We start from the raw sequence: 15,548 nt of genomic DNA, 5'->3' as shown, positions 1-15,548 counted from the left end.
CCCGCCGTCAGCCCTGCACCGTCCGGGTGTAAGCGCGGAGATACTGGGGCACGATGCGCTGTGGGTGGAAGCGGGTGAGGGCTGCTTGCCGCGCAGCTTGCCCCAGGCGGCGGTAGAGGAGCGGGTCGCGCAAAATCCGCAGGGCCGCGTCTGCCATCGCGTCCACGTCGCCGACCGGGGCGAGGAAGCCCGTCACGCCGTCCTCGACGACCTCCGGCACCCCGCCCGCACGGGCCGCGACCACCGGGACCTCGCAGCTCATGGCCTCCAGCGCGGCGAGGCCGAAGCTCTCGTTGCTGCTGGGCAGCAAGAACAGGTCGCTGATGCCCAGCACCCCCTCCACGTCGGGAAAGGACCCCAGGAAGTGGGTGCGCCCGATGACGCCGAGTTGCCCCGCGAGTTCAAAGGCGCGGGGCCGCTCTGGGCCGTCTCCGACCATCAGCAGCCGGGCGGGAATCTCCGAGGCCACCCGCGCAAAGACCTGCACGACGTCCTCGACCCGCTTGACTGGCCTGAAGTTGCTGATGTGGACCATCAGTGCCTCTTCCGGGTGGGCAAAGCGGGCACGCAGGGCCGGGTCGGTGACCCGCACAAAACGCTCGGCGTCCACGAAGTTGTGAATCACTTCAATCTCGCGCTCGACCCCGAAGACCTCGCGGGTCTGGTCGGCCAGAAACTGCGACACCGCCGTCACGTGGTCGCTGCGCTCGATGGCGTGGCGGGTGGTGTGCCGAAAAGCGGGTTCGGCCCCCACCAGGGTCACGTCCGTGCCGTGCAGGGTGGTCAGCACCCGGCTGCGCCCGGTGATTTCACGGGCGTGGATGGCCGCCGAAGCGTGCGGAATCGCGTAGTGCGCGTGGGTGAGGCTGACCCCGTGCTCCAAGATGACCTCGCTGAGCGCGTTCGTGGCTGCCAGCTCCGGATAGGGCTGGTCAAACAGCGCGTAGGCAAAGCCCCCCACCTGGTGAAAGTAAGGCCCGCGCAGCCCGCGCTGGCCCGCCAGCCGAAAGGGCACCGCCGACCCCACGAAGTGCACCTCGCGCCCGGCGGCGGCCACCATCAGCCCCAGCTCGGTCGCCACCACGCCGGAGCCGCCCGCCCCGGTATGGCACAGCACGGCAATCTTGTCGGGGGAAGGGGAAGTCGTCATCGCCTGCGGAGTATAGGCGGGCGGGCCACCTGTGACGAACTTGTGCGACCCCCCGGCGTAGGCTGCCCCCATCATGCTTGCCGTCGTCACCGATTCCACCTGCGACCTTGCTCCCGATGCGGCCCGGCAGCTCGGCCTCCACCTGGTCCCCCTGCGGGTCCTGATGAATGGGCGGACCCTTCTCGACTGGCAGGAAGTCGACCCCGACGCGGTCTACGACCACCAACGTGCGGGCGGGCAGGTGAGCACCGAACCCGCCCCCCAAGCCGCCTTCGAGCGGGTCTACCGCGAATTGCTCGCCACCCACGACGTCATTCTCAGCCTGCATATCAGCGGGCACCTCTCGGCCACCGTCGCGCACGCCCGGCAAGCCGCGCAGGCCCTCGGCGCGGAGGGCCGTATCCATATCCTTGACAGCGGCTTTGCCTCCATCCCCCTGGCCGAAGCTGCCCTCGCCGCGCGGGAGGCCCTCGACCGGGGCGGCGACCTCGCGGCGGCCAAAGCTGCCGTCGCCGCCGTGCAAGCGGAGCAGTTGGCCGAGTTCACCGTGCCCACGCTGGAATACCTGCGCCGGGGCGGGCGGCTTTCGCGGGCGCAGGAGTTCATCGGCAACATGCTGGGAGTGCGGCCCGTGCTGCGCTTTGATGCCGGACGCCTGAAGCCCGTGCGCCGAGTGCGGGGGGCGCAGGCGACCGGGGACATCCTCGCGCAGCTCGAAGCGCACTTCGGGCGCGAACCCGTCGCCGTCACCATCGGCCACGCGGGGCGTGACCCCGCCCGCATCGCCGAGCTGCGCGGGGCGGTGCAGGCCAGCCGCCTGAACGTGGTCCGGGGCCGCCTGCAACTCCTCGGCCCGGTCATCGGTGCCCACGTCGGCCCCGGCACCTACGGGCTGATGGCGCGGCCCGTGCTGGCGTAGGCCCGCGCCCGCGCCGGGGGTAAAGTCGGCCTGTGGCTAGACCACGGCTGGCCCCCGGCAGCTTCAGCCCTTGCCCTTGCCCCCGCGCCGCTCTTCCCCGCCCGCGTTTTTCGCCGCCGTATGGGCGACGGCGAACGCGCGGTGCTCGTCTCCGTATTCCTCCAGGGCGCGATTGAACGCCTTGAGAAAAGCTTCCTTCTGGTGCTCGGTGTACTGGTCCACCTGGGCCGCGGGCAGGTCGGCAATGCTGCGGTAGGGCATAGGGTTCCTCCTGACCGCCCCCATCATGTACAGCGTTGCTGAGGCCCAGGCTCCAGCCCGGTAAAGGGCGGGAGGGGGGCAGACCCGCAAAGCCCGCCCCCCTCCCCTTCATCCCCTCAACCCCGCGTGAGGTACGCCGTGCCCCCCTCCACCTCCGCCGCGAAGCCCCCCTCGCCCGCGCCGAAGGTCAGTTCCTCAGCCAACACCTCCCCAGCGATAAAGTCGCGCCACACTTCGGCGGCCTCGCGGGCATCTCCCTCCAGCGCCAGCGCGAGGCGGATGCGGTCTTGCACCTCGAAGCCCGCCGCCTTCCGCGCCTCCTGAATGCCGCGCACGAGGTCGCGGGCGAGGCCCTCCAGGACCAGCTCACGGGTCAGCGTGGTGTCAAAGGCGACGAGAAACCCAGCGTCCTCGGCGGCGGCAACGCCCTCCGGGGCTTTCGCGTCCACGAGGACCTGCTCTGGCATCAGCGTGAAGCTCTGGCCGTCCGCCTCCACCGTGAAGCTCTCCCCGGCCTGCACCGCGCGGGCCACCGCCGCCGCGTCTGCCGCTGCGAGCGCCGCCCGCACCGCAGGGAGGGCCTTGCCGTACACCTTGCCGAGCACCGGGAGGTTCGGGCGCAGGCTGTAGGTCACCAGGTCGGTCACGCCCTCCAGGAAGGTCAGCGACTTGACGTTCAGCTCCTCCATGATTTGCGCCTGGAAGCGGCGCAGGGCCTCGGTCCGCTCTGGCGACCCCGCCCGCACGGTCGCGCTCGCCAGCGGCTGCCGGGTCTTGAGGTTATGCGTCCCGCGCACCGCCCGGCCCAGCTCGACCACTTTGATGACGGCGGCCATCTCCGAAGTCAGGCGCTCATCCAGCCGCTCCTCGCGCACCTGCGGCCAGCGGGTGAGGTGCACGCTCTCGGCCCCCTGCCCCCGCGTGAGGTTGCCGTACATCGCCTCGGCCAGGAAGGGCGTGAAGGGTGCCGTGAGCTGCGAGACCGTCAGCAGGGCCTCATGCAGGGTGGCGTAAGCGCTCAGGTCAACCTGCCCTCCCTCGCCCCAGAAGCGCGAGCGGCTCCGCCGCACGTACCAGTTGCTCAGCTCCCCCACGAAGCGCTCCAGCGCCCGGCCCCCGCCCCTCGCATCAAAAGCGTCGAGGCTCGCCGTCACGTCCCGCACCGTCTCCTCCAGCCGGGCGAGGAGCCAGCGGTCCATCTCCGGGCGCTCCGAGACGGCGGGCGCGTCCTCCAGCCGGGGGCGGTCGAGGTTCGCGTACAGCACGAAAAAGGCGTAGACGTTCCACAGCGTGTTCACGTAAGAGCGCTGCGCCTCGGCGACCAGCCGCTCAGAAAAACGTTTCTGGTCGCCGGGGTCCGACGCCATGAACATGTACCAGCGCACCGAGTCCGCCCCGTAGCGGTCAAAGAGCGGCAGCGGCTCGACCACGTTGCCCTTGCTCTTGCTCATCTTGGCCCCGTGCTCGTCGACGATGTGCCCCAGGCAAATCACGTTCCGGTAGGCGGGCTGGTCGTAGAGCATCGTGGCGATGGCGTGCAGGGAATAAAACCAGCCGCGGGTCTGGTCGATCGCCTCGCAGATGAAGTCGGCGGGAAAGTGCCGCTCGAACTGCGCCTTGTTGGCTTCCGTCCCCGGCAGCGCCCGCTCGCCCGTCTCGTCGGTGAGTAAGCCCCACTGCGCGTAGGGCATCGCGCCGGAGTCAAACCACACGTCGAGCACCTCCGGCACCCGGCGGTACGTCTTGCCCTCCAGCTCAAAGGTCACGTCGTCGATGTGGGGCCGGTGCAGGTCCAGCCCAGAGAGGTCGCGCCCCGTCAGCTCCGAAAGTTCCGCCACGCTGCCGACCACCCGCAGGTCGCCGTCTTCCGACATCCAAAACGGCAGCGGCGTGCCCCAGTAGCGCTCGCGGGAGATGGCCCAGTCGACATTGCCCTCCAGCCAGTTGCCGAATCTGCCGTGCTTGATGCCCGGCGGCACCCAGTTGATGTGCTCGTTCGTCTCCAGCATCCGCTCCGCGACCGAGTTCGTGCGGATGTACCAGCCCTTTTTGGCGAAGTAGAGAATGGGGTCGCCCGTGCGGTCGTGGAAAGGGTAGCGGTGGCGCAGGGTACCCGCGTGGAACATCAGCCCCCGCGCCTTCAGGTCCGCCATCAACCCCTTGTCCGCGTCCTTGAAGAACTTGCCGCGCTCGCCCGTCACCTGCAAGATGCCGTGGTCGTCCACCCCGAACATCAGCGGCACCCCGTATTTGCGGGCGAGTTCGAGGTCCTCTGCCCCGTACGCCGGGGCCTCGTGCGCCACGCCGGAGCCGTCCGCCGCCGAGACGAAATCGGCCAGCGTGACAAAGTGCATCACCGGGCGGCCCTCCGCGTTCCGCTCGTGCAGCTCCCTCAGGACGCCCAGCTCGGTGGCCACCTCCGGAAAGGGAGGCTCGTACTCCACCCCCTCCAGGTCGCGGCCAGGAAAGGAGGCGAGCACCTCCAGCGGCGCGGCGTTCTTCTGCAGCCCGCTGAGGCGCTCGACCGCCTCCGCCGCCACGATGATGGGGCCACCCCTTCCCTCAGCCCGCGCGACCACGTAGGTAAGGTCCGCATTCACCGCCGCGAGCGTGTTGCTCGGCAGCGTCCAGGGGGTCGTGGTCCACACGACGAGCGCGAGGCCCTTTCGGTCCTCCTCGCCGAGGACTCCTAGCGCCGCCCGCGCCCGCTCCGGCAACGTCTCCCAAATCACCGGAAAGCGCACGTATACGCTGGGGTCATCCACCATGCGGTAGCTGTCCACCTCGCCCAGCTCGGCCTTCGAGAGCGTGGTCGAGATGCGCGGCGAGAGGGGCACCACCTTGTAATCCTGCGCGAGGAGGCCCTTCGCATGCAGGCGCTTCAAGAGGTTCCACACGCTCTCGATGTAGCGGTTCTGGTACGTGATATACGGGTCCGAGAGGTCCACCCAGTAGCCCAGGCGCTCGGTGAAGGTGTTCCAGTCCTGAATGGTCTCCCAAACCGACGCGCGGCACAACTCAGTAAAGGCCTCGACCTCCTCGCGGCTCGCCCCGTGGTTGCGGCCCAGCCAACCCAGCTTCTTTTCCACGCTGATTTCGACCGGAAGGCCGTGGGTGTCCCAGCCGCCCTTGCGGGTGACATGGTAGCCCTGCATGACCTTGTAGCGCGGAAAGAGGTCCTTGAACGACCGCGCGAGAACGTGGTGCAGCGCGGGCTTGCCGTTCGCGGTGGGCGGCCCCTCATAAAAGACGAACTCCGGCTGGCCCTCGCGGCGCTCCTGGGTGCGTTCGAAGATGCGCTCGCGCTGCCAGCGCTCCAGCACCCCGGCTTCCAACTCGCGGAAGCGGGGCTGCGAGGGAACCGGCTCGAAGAGGGGAGAGGTCGTGGGTTGGGATTCGGTGGTTGTCATGGAGACTCCTTGTGAAAACAATCGGCACGGCGCGCCCCAGCTCTTAGGCTGCTGGGACGCGCCGGGGACAACTCTTACGCGTGGTACCACCCAACTTCGCCGCTCGTGAGAGGAAAAGCGGCCTCTTTTAAGCCCTCTGCCGGGGGGCGGGGTCCGGGCGGGTCTACTGGGCCTACGGGGGGCCGTTCTTCCGCCGGCGCGGGAGGGGATGTTCGGCGGGGCGGCCCTCAGCCCGGCTCGCACCATCCCGGACTCGCTGAAAAGGGCCTCTGTACCCGCGTACTGGCCTCGCGGTCGCCTCGTTTTGCCTTGCTCACCCCCCGCAGGGAGTGACGCTCATGGTAGGCGCGCAGCATGGCCGGGGTCAATCTGCCCGCCCCCCGACGCTGACCAGAGCGTGAGCGTGGTGTGATACACAGGGATACAATCACCCTACTCCCTCGCCCCGCTGGAGCACGCCGCCGAACATCCCCCTTCCCTTCACCCGTTATAAAGGAGCTGACCATGCAATTTTTTATCGATACCGCCGTCGTCGACGAGGTCCGTGAGATTCACGCCTGGGGCGTCCTTTCCGGCGTGACCACCAACCCCAGCCTGGTGGCCGCTTCGGGGCGCGACTTCAAGGAGGTCATTCAGGAGATAGCCGGGCTTGTCGGCGGGGCCATCAGCGCCGAAGTCACCGCCCTCGACGCGGAGGGCATGATTCGGGAGGGCCGCGAGGTCGCGGGCTGGAGCGAGCACGTCGTGGTCAAGCTGCCCCTCACGCCCGCCGGGCTGCAAGCCTGCAAGACCCTGACGAATGAGGGCATCAAGACGAACGTGACCCTGTGTTTCTCGGTCCCGCAGGCCCTTCTCGCCGCCCGCGCCGGGGCCACCTACGTGTCTCCCTTCGCGGGCCGGGTCGACGACATCGGTTGGGACGGCACCGAGCTGATTCGGCAAATCAAGGAAGCCTACGTGCTGGGCGACATCCCCACCAAAGTGCTCGCGGCCTCCATTCGTCACCCGCAACACGTCGTGCAATCCGCGCTCGCCGGGGCGGACGTGGCGACCATCCCCTACAAGGTCTTCACGGCAATGATCAAGCATCCCCTCACCCAAGCGGGCCTCGACGCTTTCCTCGCCGACTGGGCCAAGCGGGCCGGGGCCAGTCCGGAGACGCCCGCGAGCGAAGCCGGCACCAATCCGCAGCAGGGCGGCGTGACCGCCCAGGGAGGCACCCCGCAGTGACCCCGCCCCCCAGCGCCCCGCTGCCCTACCACGAGCTGCAGAACAAGATTCTCCCCGAACTGCACCTGATTGCCGCCGGGCTGGGCATCGAGAACTACCGCAAGCTGAAAAAAGACGCCCTGGCCCTCGCCATCCTGGAGCGTCAGGCCGAGGCCGAAGGGCAGGTCCTCGCCCGCGGCTTCCTGGAAATCAGCGCGGACGGCTACGGCTTCTTGCAAGCTGACCTCCTCGACCCCGCTTCTCGCAGCGTGCTCGTCACGGCGGGCCTGATTAAGCAGTTTCACCTGCGCACCGGGGACGAGGTTATTGGCCGCGCCCGCAAGCCCCGCGAAAACGAGCGCTACGGCACTCTGGTGCAGGTCGAAGCCGTCAACGGCCTGGACCCCGACTCGGCCCGCAAGCGCCCCCGCTTCGACGACCTCACGCCCACCTTCCCTGACCGGCAGCTCGTCCTCGAAGACCCCTTGATGGACGACAGCCTCTCCCTGCGGGTGGTCGACCTCCTCGTGCCCATCGGACGCGGGCAGCGTGCCCTGATTGTCGCGCCGCCCAAGGCGGGCAAGACCACCCTGCTGAAAAAGATTGCCAACTCCATCGTCAAGAACTACCCCGATGTGACGGTGATGGTCCTCCTTGTCGACGAGCGCCCGGAGGAAGTCACCGACTTCCGCGAGAGCGTGCAGGGCGCGCAGGTCATCGCCTCCACCTTTGACGAGCCGCCCCAGCACCACGTCCGGGTGGCCGAGTTTGTCCACGAACGCGCCCGCCGCATCGTGGAGGAAGGCGGGCACGTGGTTATCCTCCTCGATTCCATCACCCGCCTCGCCCGCGCCAACAACCTCGTCACGCCGCCCACTGGCCGGACCCTCTCCGGCGGCCTGGACTCCAACGCCCTGCACTGGCCCAAGCGCTTCCTGGGCGCGGCCCGCAACATCCGCGAGGGCGGCAGCCTCACCATCCTGGCGACCGCGCTCGTCGAGACCGGCTCGCGCATGGACGACGTGATTTTCGAGGAGTTCAAGGGGACCGGCAACGCCGAACTCGTCCTCTCGCGCCGCCTCGAAGAGCGCCGCATCTTCCCGGCCCTCGACATCCTGAAGTCCGGCACCCGCCGCGAGGAACTGCTGCTGCAGCCCGAAGTCCTGAAAAAGATGTGGCTGCTGCGCAAGGTTATCTCCGACATGGACCCCGCCGACGCGATGGAGATGCTGCTCTCGCGCATGGGCAAGACCCGCAACAACATCGAGTTCCTCGCCAGCCTGGCGGGGTAACCAGCCCCCCCACGCCTTTCCCCGGCCCCACCCCCTTTTCTCTCTTCCCCCTGCGTGGGACCGCGTCCTTCCGGAGTCCGCGTGCGTGAGTTCCCCTTAGGCCCCCTGCGGGGGCATTCTTTCCGGCCCTGGCCCCTGCTGCTCGCCGCCTGCTTGCTGGCCCCTGCGGCGAGCGCCCAAGGGGGCCTTTTCCCCCTGCCCGGCCCCGCCGAGCGCCTCGGCGCGGCCCTGCCCCGCGTGCAGCTCGTGCGCGAGCGGCCTGAACGCTTGGTCGTCGTGACCCGCGAGGCCCCCGCGCAGCTCGCTCGGCGCTACGGGGTGCCAGCGGCGGCAGTGACCCCGCTGCCCGGCGGCGAGGTCGCGCTGCCCCTGCCGCCCGTCTCGCCCCCTGGCCGCGCTCCCTTTCGCCCAGCGTCGGTCGTGCCCTACCGGGTGCAGCCCGGCGAGACCCTCGGCAGCGTGGCGGCTCGGCACGGCCTGCGGGAGCTGGAGCTGCTGGGCACCAACCTGGACCGCTCCAGCCTCGACGACCTGCGGGCGGGGGAGACCCTCTGGATTCCCACCGCCGAGCGCGGGCTGCTCGTGCGCCTCAAGCCGGGGCAAACCGCCCTCTCCGTGCTGGCGGGCTACGGAGCCGACCTCGCCGCCACCGCGCGGGCGAACGGCGTGCTGCCCACGACCCTGGGGCCGGGGGATTTTCTGCTGCTCCCCGGCGTCTTTCCCAGCACCCTCCATGAGCGCCTGCTCGCCCGCCGCGAGGCCGAGGAAGCCGCCCGCCAGCGGGCCGAAGCCCGTCAGCGCGAACGCGAGCGACTTCAGGAAAAATACGAGCGCCAGGCCCGCTACGAAGCCTACCTCGCCCAGCGCAAAGCGCGATTGCAGGAAAAGTACGACCGCTACGCCGCCTACCTCGCCTGGAAAAACAGCCCCCAGCGCCAGCAGCTCAACGAGCGCTACGAGCGCCAGGCCCAGTACGAGGCCGCCCTCGCCGCGCGGGCCGCCGCTCGCCGCGAACGCGAGCGCCAGAGAGCCGAGGCGCAGGCCGCCGCCCGTTCCGCCCCCCTCGTCCGCCCCGCCGGGGTCGGCCCGGTCGCCGGGCTGCGCTGGCCCGTGCACGGGGCGCGGCTCACCAGCCGTTTCGGAGAAGAGGACATCGACTATCACAAGCAGGTCTTTCACGGGGGCATCGACCTCGCGGCCCCCGCCGGGACCCCGGTGTACGCGGCGGCGGGCGGCACGGTCGTGGAAAGCGGCCACGGCGCGTACGGCCTGAATGTCCTCACCCAGGGGGGCGGCACCACCCTGGTCTACGGCCACCTCAGCCGCACGGCGGTGCGCACCGGACAGGTCGTCGCCCCCGGCGAGTTGCTGGGCTTTGTCGGCTGCACCGGCATCTGCACCGGTCCCCACCTCCACTTCGAGGTTCGCCCCGGCGGACAGGCGGTCGACCCGCTGCCCCTGCTCCCGTGAGCGCCCCCAGCGGGGAAGCGCTGCACCTGCTCGTCGTCGACGACGAGCAGCAGATTCTCGAACTGCTGACCCTCACCCTCGAACTTCAGGGTTTCGCCGTCACGCCCGCCCGCAGCGGCCCCGCGGCCCTCGCCGCCCTGGAGCAAAGCGCCCGCCTGCCCGATGTCATCGTGATGGACGTCTTGATGGCCCCCTGGGACGGCTTCGAGACGGTGCGCCGCTTGCACGCCCAGCTCGGCCAGCGCCTTCCCCCGGTCGTCTTTCTCTCCGGCCTCAACCGCCCGCCCGCCCTGCCCGCCGAACTGACCTGCGAGTACCTCGTCAAGCCCTTTCGCCCCTCCGAACTCCTCGCTTGCCTGCGCCGCCTCGCGCCCTCGCCAAACTGACCCCTTCGTCATGCCAGAACTGACCCTGGCAAGGGGGCCAGTTTTTTTCTACCCTGCCCCCATGACCCAGACCCCGCAGACCGGAACCCCCGCCCTCAAAGAAGGCTTTGCCGAGATGTTCAAGGGCGGCGTGATTATGGATGTGGTGACGCCCGAACAGGCGCGGATTGCCGAAGCTGCCGGGGCGACCGCCGTGATGGCCCTGGAGCGCGTGCCCGCTGACATCCGCAAGGACGGTGGCGTCGCCCGCATGAGCGACCCGCGCCTGATTAAGGAAATCATGGCCGCCGTGACCATCCCGGTGATGGCGAAAGTCCGCATCGGCCACGTCATGGAGGCGCGGATTCTGGAGGCCATCGGGGTGGACTTTATCGACGAATCCGAAGTCCTGACCCCCGCCGACGACCAGTTTCACATCCTCAAGAGTGACTTCCGAGTGCCCTTCGTGTGCGGGGCCAAGAACCTCGGCGAGGCCCTGCGCCGCGTGGGGGAGGGCGCGAGCATGATTCGCACCAAGGGCGAGGCCGGGACCGGCAACGTCGTCGAGGCCGTGCGGCACGCCCGCACCGTGCTGGGTGAAATCCGCGCTCTCCAGGCTCGCCCCGCCGAAGAGCTGATGACCGTGGCCCGCGACCTGCAAGCCCCCTACCACCTCGTGCAGTACGTGCACGCGCACGGCAAGCTGCCCGTCGTGAACTTCGCCGCCGGAGGCGTCGCCACCCCCGCCGACGCCGCGCTGATGATGCACCTGGGTCTCGACGGCGTGTTTGTCGGCAGCGGCATCTTCAAGAGCAGCGACCCCGAACGCCGCGCCCGCGCCATCGTGCAGGCCGTCACCCACTGGCAAAACCCCGCCCTCCTGGCCGAAATCAGCGAGGACCTCGGTGCTCCCATGACCGGCATCAACATCGACAGCCTGATTCCCGAAGACCGCCTCGCAGGACGCGGATGGTAAAAGAAGCGGTCAGCCGTCAGCGGCCAGCGGCCAGCCCCATCGGCGTCCTCGCCCTCCAGGGGGCTTTTCGCGAACACCGCCAAATGCTGGAAACGCTGGGGGCCGCTGTCCGCGAGGTTCGTCTCCCCGCCGACCTCGCCGGCCTCAGCGGTCTGATTCTGCCCGGCGGCGAGAGCACCACCATGGCCCGGCTGATGGACGACTCCGCGCTGTGGGAACCGGTGCGCGACTTTCACGCGGCGGGCGGGGCGCTGTGGGGCACCTGTGCGGGCGCGATTCTCCTCGCCCGCGAGGTGGAGGGTGCCCCCCCGCAGTTTGGCGGGCGGCAGCGCAGCCTCGGCCTCATCGACCTGACCGTGCGCCGCAACGCCTTTGGGCGTCAGGTGGACTCGTTTGAGGTGCCGCTGTCTGTGCGCGGATTGGCGGCGCCCTTTCCCGCCGTCTTTATCCGCGCCCCCGCCTTCAGCCGGGTGGGGGAGGGGGCCGAGGTGCTCGCGTCCCACGCGGGCATTCCGGTCCTCGCCCGACAAGGTCGCGTGCTCGCCTCCGCTTTTCACCCCGAACTGACCGCCGACTCCCGCTTGCACCGCCTTTTCCTAGAGTTGGTGGGCGAAGGCGTCCCTGTCTCCTAACGCCTGATTTGCCCTATCTTCCGGGGCGTGCCTCTGCCGCTGTTCTCCCGTTCCCGCCCGCGTGAGTTCCGTGCGGGGGGCGCGGCCCTGCGTTACACCGTGACCGGGGAAGGCGACCCCATCTTGCTCGTGCATGGCCTCAGCGGGTCGGGCCGCTGGTGGCGGCGCAATGTGCCCGCGCTCGCGGCCTCGTACCGGGTTTATGTCCTTGACCTCGCCGCCTACGGGTATGGCCTGCCGCCCCACCACCGCTCGCCCGGCGTGCGGGGGGCGGCCACGCTTATCGCGGCCTTTCTCGACGAGCAAAACCTCACCCGCGTCACCCTGATTGGGCACTCGATGGGCGGCCACATCGCCATCCACGTGGCGGCGCTGCGCCCAGAGCGGGTGGCCAACTTGGTCCTCGCCTGCGCGAGCGGCCTCCTCGCTGGCCCCCGCACCCGCATGGCCCTGCACCTCCCCCGCGCTGCCGTCGCAGGCCGGGTGGCCTTTGTGCCCCGCGTGCTCGCGGACGCGGCCCGCACTGGCCCCCTCAAGCTTTGGCAGAGCGCTGGGGACCTGCTGCGCGACAGCGTGCAGGACCTGCTGCCGCACCTGCGTGCCCGCACCCTGGTGGTCTGGGGGGCGCGGGATGTCCTCGTGCCCCCGGCCCTGGGCCGCCGCCTCGCCGCCGCCATTCCCGGTGCCCGCTACGCGGAGATTCCCCGCGCCGGGCACGTCGTGATGGTGGACGCGCCCGAACCGTTCAACGCGCTGGTGCTGGCGTTTCTCGCCGAGCGGGGAGAGGCCCCCGCTTGAGCGGTCACGCCCTTTACGTGACCGTGCGCGGCCTGCGAACCCATGCCTGGGTGCGCGGCGAAGGGCCGCCGCTGGTTCTGGTGCCGGGGCTGGGCTGCGCCTCGTGGATGTACGTCCGCGTCTCGCGCGAACTCGCACGGAGCCGCACCGTCTATGTCTACGACCCCCCCGGCCACGGGCGCAGCGCCGGGCGCCCCGGCTTTCCGGGCCAGATTGAAGCCCTCACTGACCACCTCGCCGCTTGGTTGGAGGTCACTGGCCTGAGCGGTGCCCCCGTCTTTGGCCATTCCCTCGGTGGGGAGGTTATCTTTGACCTCGCGGCCCGCTACCCCCACGCGACCTCCGCCCTGGTCGCTTGCGCCCCCACCGGCATTCCCGAAAATCCCAGCGTGCGCGTGCAGTTGGCCCGCCTCCTGCGCGACCTCCCCCGCGAACGCCCCGGCCTGCTGTGCCCCGGCGTCACCGCCTACCTCCGCTCTGGTCCGGCCCTGATGTACCGCCTCGCCCAGGACCAAAGCCGCCACCACACTGGCCCTCTGCTGCCCTTTATCGGGGCACCCACCCTCCTGCTGAACGGCACCCGCGACCCCGTCATCCAGAGCTGGACGGTCCAGGCCATCTGCCGCGCCATTCCCCATGCCCTCATTCGCAACGTTGAGGGCGGTACCCACGCCCTGACCGACTCTTTTCCCCGCGCCGTCGCTCGCTTTACCCTCGATTTTCTCGCCTCCATAGAGGAATAAAACTTTCACGACCAGATTTATCGTGAATACTTTCACTTGTTGACCATCAATAGCCATCAGCAGCCACGGCCAGGGAGGAGAAGGGACACAGGCCAGACCCCGCAGTTACAGCGCCTCCACCGTGCCCCGCTGCCGCGCCCGCTCTGCGGCAAACGCGATGCGGTGCGAATCCAGCGACTCGGCGAGGGGCGTGGGCACGTCCGCCTCGCGCCGCAGGAAGGCGAGCCAGGCCGACACCAACCCCGCATCCCCGCCGCCGTGGGTGCCCGTGGTGTCCACGACCTCCCGCAGCACCGTGCCCGATGCAAAGTCATGCCAGTCGAGTTCGCCGCGCTCCAGGTGACCGCGCAGCTCGCCGTGCGTGCCCATCAGCTTCAGGGTGCGGGTGTTGTTGTGGGTAAACGCGCTCACGGTAAGGGTCCCCACCACCCCGTTCGCAAAGGTCACCGTCACCGTTTGGTGGTCGGGCTGGTTGTTGCCGCCCGCGTAGACGCAGCGGCCATACGGCCCGTGCGCCAGCGCGTCGGCGAGCGGCACGCCCTCCGCCGTGAGCACCGTGACGGGCCAGGCCTGCGGGTCGCGGGGCGGGTAAATCCGGCGGGCGTCGTAAGGGCAGCCCGTCACCGGGCAGTGCCCGCAACGGTCCGCCGCGCCGGGAGGAGCCTCATCCCGGCGAAAGTGGGGGTGGTTTAAGGAGTCCGCTACCGAGCGCAAAGTGAAGGCTTTCCCGAGCTATACGGGAAAGCGCCCGATCACCCGGTCGTACTCGCGCTGGGCCTCGCCCAGCGCCAGCCGCGAGTAGATTTCTAACGACTGCCGGGAAGCGTGCCCGCTGTAGGGCTGAATCAGCGCGTCGTCAAGGCCCTGCTTCTTCAGCCAGGTCAGCAGAAAGTGTCGCAGCTTGTGCGGCGACAGGCTGTGGTCAATGTTCGCCAGAGCCGTGTAGCGCTCAAACATTCGCCGCACGCCGCGGTCGCTGTACCGGCGCTTCCACGACGACTCGAACAGGTAGGTTCCTCCCTGCTGTCGTCTCTGGCCGATATGGAGCGCCAGCGTCTCCTTGAAGGGCGCTGGGAACGGCACCACTCGGTCCTTGCTCCCCTTCCCCAGGTTCACCCGGATCTGGCAGGCGTCCAGGTCCACGTCCGCGAGGCGCATCATCACCAGTTCGGACACGCGTACACCCGTGTACAGGAAGGTTTTGATCAGCACGAGGTCGGCGGTGCGGCGCGTGCGCCATACCGCCTCGTAAAACGCCCGCACCTGCTCCTCGGTCGGCACCCACGGCAGACGGCGTGACGGTCCCGGCACCTCCACTTCCAGTTCGGCCCGCAGGTGACGGAACACTTCCTTGAGGTAGGCGTAGTCCGGCCGCTCTGCCCGCAGCAGTTTCGCCACTTCACGCGCTTTCTTCTTCGCCCCGGTGCGTCGTGTCTGTGTCATGCGTCCACCTCGACCTCCAGCTTGAGCCTGCGGGTCAGGTCCAGTTTGAACTCCCCGTAAGGGTTGATGTGGTGGTGCATCAGCGGTGACAGCGCCCGCCAGTCCTCGGCGGTCATTCGTTGTCGCCACGTCTCGCTGCCCAGCACTCGCTGGATCATCAGGGTGTTGACGTACACCAGGCTGTTTTGCAGCAGTTGCAACGCCAGCATGGAGATTTCCTGCCCTTCGAGGTTGTTGGTGCTGATCTCCCCACCCTTGGCGAAGAAGATGAAGTTGGTCGTCCCGTTCCAGGTCTCAATGACATTCAGTCCCTCGTGAATCTCCCGTCGCACCTCCTCCCGGTGCAGGTACTCGCACACGAAGATCGTCCGTATGGCTTTCCCCAACTCGCACAGGGCCGCGTAGGTCGGGTGCTGGGCGTTGGCCCGGGTGAAGCGTTGCAGAATGGCCTCGGGGTCAGCGAGCCCGAGACGCAGAGCCGTCGCGTACTGCTGCCGGATGAGGTCCCAGCGGATCGACCGCTGTGCCTGCACAGCGGCCAAGTTCGGCACCTGCGCTGCGAACGCCATATTCGGCAGGTACAGCCGCTGGTGGGCGATATCCGCCAGACGGGGCATCAGTTTGAAGCCCAGCAGGTGCGTGAAGGCGAAGCCCGGCTCGCTCTGCCCGTGGGTATCCACGTAATTCTTCTCGACGGACAGCGCGGTGCAGTGGCGCAGCACGCCCTCGATCATCGCGGCGACTTCCGACGACGAGCAGGACTTCATGCTGGAGTAGATGCAACTGGTGGGCTGGCCCCAAAGTTTGGACGGTTTCGAGTAGAGACTCGGCTCAGGAGAAGGGTACACCATGGGCTTTTCCTGCTTGACCAGGGGAAGGT

At 68.9% G+C, this 15,548-nt stretch carries 14 protein-coding genes and 1 pseudogene; 9 read left to right on the top strand and 6 right to left on the bottom strand.

All coding sequences use genetic code 11. The annotated features are described in order from the left end of the window. Window positions 1-7: 7 nt before the first annotated feature. Window positions 8-1,150 (bottom strand): N-acetyl-alpha-D-glucosaminyl L-malate synthase BshA, encoded by a 1,143-nt coding sequence (bshA, locus tag H565_RS0106315; RefSeq protein WP_027460299.1) that lies wholly within the window; start codon window positions 1,148-1,150, stop codon window positions 8-10. A gap of 73 nt (window positions 1,151-1,223) precedes the next feature. On the opposite strand from bshA, the gene H565_RS0106310 reads away from it, so the two are divergent. Next, window positions 1,224-2,069, top strand: coding sequence for a DegV family protein (locus H565_RS0106310; RefSeq protein ID WP_027460298.1), 846 nt, complete (start codon window positions 1,224-1,226; stop codon window positions 2,067-2,069). A gap of 63 nt (window positions 2,070-2,132) precedes the next feature. On the opposite strand, the gene H565_RS0106305 is transcribed toward H565_RS0106310, so the two are convergent. Both H565_RS0106305 and ileS read right to left on the bottom strand, forming a co-directional pair. Continuing rightward, window positions 2,133-2,330, bottom strand: coding sequence for a cation transport regulator (locus tag H565_RS0106305; RefSeq protein WP_027460297.1), 198 nt, complete (start codon window positions 2,328-2,330; stop codon window positions 2,133-2,135). A gap of 116 nt (window positions 2,331-2,446) precedes the next feature. Further along, entirely contained in the window at window positions 2,447-5,740 is a 3,294-nt protein-coding gene (gene ileS, locus H565_RS0106300; RefSeq protein WP_027460296.1) for an isoleucine--tRNA ligase, read from the bottom strand. A gap of 504 nt (window positions 5,741-6,244) precedes the next feature. Here ileS and fsa point away from each other — a divergent pair. The 8 genes from fsa (at window position 6,245) to H565_RS0106260 (ending at window position 13,225) form a co-directional block, all read left to right on the top strand. Further along, window positions 6,245-6,970 (top strand): fructose-6-phosphate aldolase, encoded by a 726-nt coding sequence (gene fsa / locus H565_RS0106295; RefSeq protein ID WP_027460295.1) that lies wholly within the window; start codon window positions 6,245-6,247, stop codon window positions 6,968-6,970. Beyond that, window positions 6,967-8,241 carry a transcription termination factor Rho gene (gene rho / locus H565_RS0106290; protein WP_027460294.1) on the top strand — a complete coding sequence of 425 codons (1,275 nt, stop codon included), beginning with the start codon at window positions 6,967-6,969 and terminating at the stop codon, window positions 8,239-8,241. The genes fsa and rho overlap by 4 nt, the downstream gene beginning before the upstream one ends. Window positions 8,242-8,322: 81 nt before the next feature. Beyond that, a complete protein-coding gene (locus H565_RS0106285; protein WP_027460293.1) occupies window positions 8,323-9,711 on the top strand; it encodes a LysM peptidoglycan-binding domain-containing M23 family metallopeptidase in 1,389 nt (462 codons plus the stop codon). After that, window positions 9,708-10,097, top strand: coding sequence for a response regulator (locus H565_RS0106280; RefSeq protein ID WP_027460292.1), 390 nt, complete (start codon window positions 9,708-9,710; stop codon window positions 10,095-10,097). Before H565_RS0106285 ends, H565_RS0106280 begins: the two co-directional genes overlap by 4 nt. A 61-nt stretch (window positions 10,098-10,158) precedes the next feature. Then, window positions 10,159-11,052: a pyridoxal 5'-phosphate synthase lyase subunit PdxS gene (gene pdxS / locus H565_RS0106275; protein ID WP_027460291.1), complete on the top strand. Its 894-nt coding sequence runs from the start codon at window positions 10,159-10,161 to the stop codon at window positions 11,050-11,052. Next, window positions 11,046-11,684, top strand: a complete 639-nt coding sequence (gene pdxT, locus H565_RS0106270; RefSeq protein WP_051363449.1) for a pyridoxal 5'-phosphate synthase glutaminase subunit PdxT — start codon at window positions 11,046-11,048, stop codon at window positions 11,682-11,684. Before pdxS ends, pdxT begins: the two co-directional genes overlap by 7 nt. A 27-nt stretch (window positions 11,685-11,711) precedes the next feature. Beyond that, on the top strand, window positions 11,712-12,482 hold the full coding sequence (locus H565_RS0106265; RefSeq protein WP_245576176.1) for an alpha/beta fold hydrolase: 771 nt from the start codon (window positions 11,712-11,714) through the stop codon (window positions 12,480-12,482). Beyond that, window positions 12,479-13,225: an alpha/beta fold hydrolase gene (locus tag H565_RS0106260; protein WP_027460288.1), complete on the top strand. Its 747-nt coding sequence runs from the start codon at window positions 12,479-12,481 to the stop codon at window positions 13,223-13,225. The genes H565_RS0106265 and H565_RS0106260 overlap by 4 nt, the downstream gene beginning before the upstream one ends. Window positions 13,226-13,330: 105 nt before the next feature. Here H565_RS0106260 and H565_RS14500 read toward each other — a convergent pair. The 3 genes and pseudogenes from H565_RS14500 to H565_RS14495 form a co-directional block, all read right to left on the bottom strand. Next, window positions 13,331-13,906, bottom strand: a pseudogene (locus H565_RS14500) (Gfo/Idh/MocA family oxidoreductase); the annotation flags it as partial. Between the two features lie 51 nt (window positions 13,907-13,957). Beyond that, window positions 13,958-14,668: a tyrosine-type recombinase/integrase gene (locus H565_RS0106250; RefSeq protein WP_027460287.1), complete on the bottom strand. Its 711-nt coding sequence runs from the start codon at window positions 14,666-14,668 to the stop codon at window positions 13,958-13,960. Further along, on the bottom strand, window positions 14,665-15,548 hold an 884-nt coding region (locus H565_RS14495), incomplete at its 5' end, for a Tn3 family transposase (RefSeq protein ID WP_245576175.1). The genes H565_RS0106250 and H565_RS14495, both read right to left, overlap by 4 nt.

Source organism: Deinococcus murrayi DSM 11303 (assembly GCF_000482805.1).
Classification (GTDB): Bacteria; Deinococcota; Deinococci; order Deinococcales; family Deinococcaceae; genus Deinococcus; species Deinococcus murrayi.
This window is presented reverse-complemented; position numbering and strand designations above follow the sequence as displayed.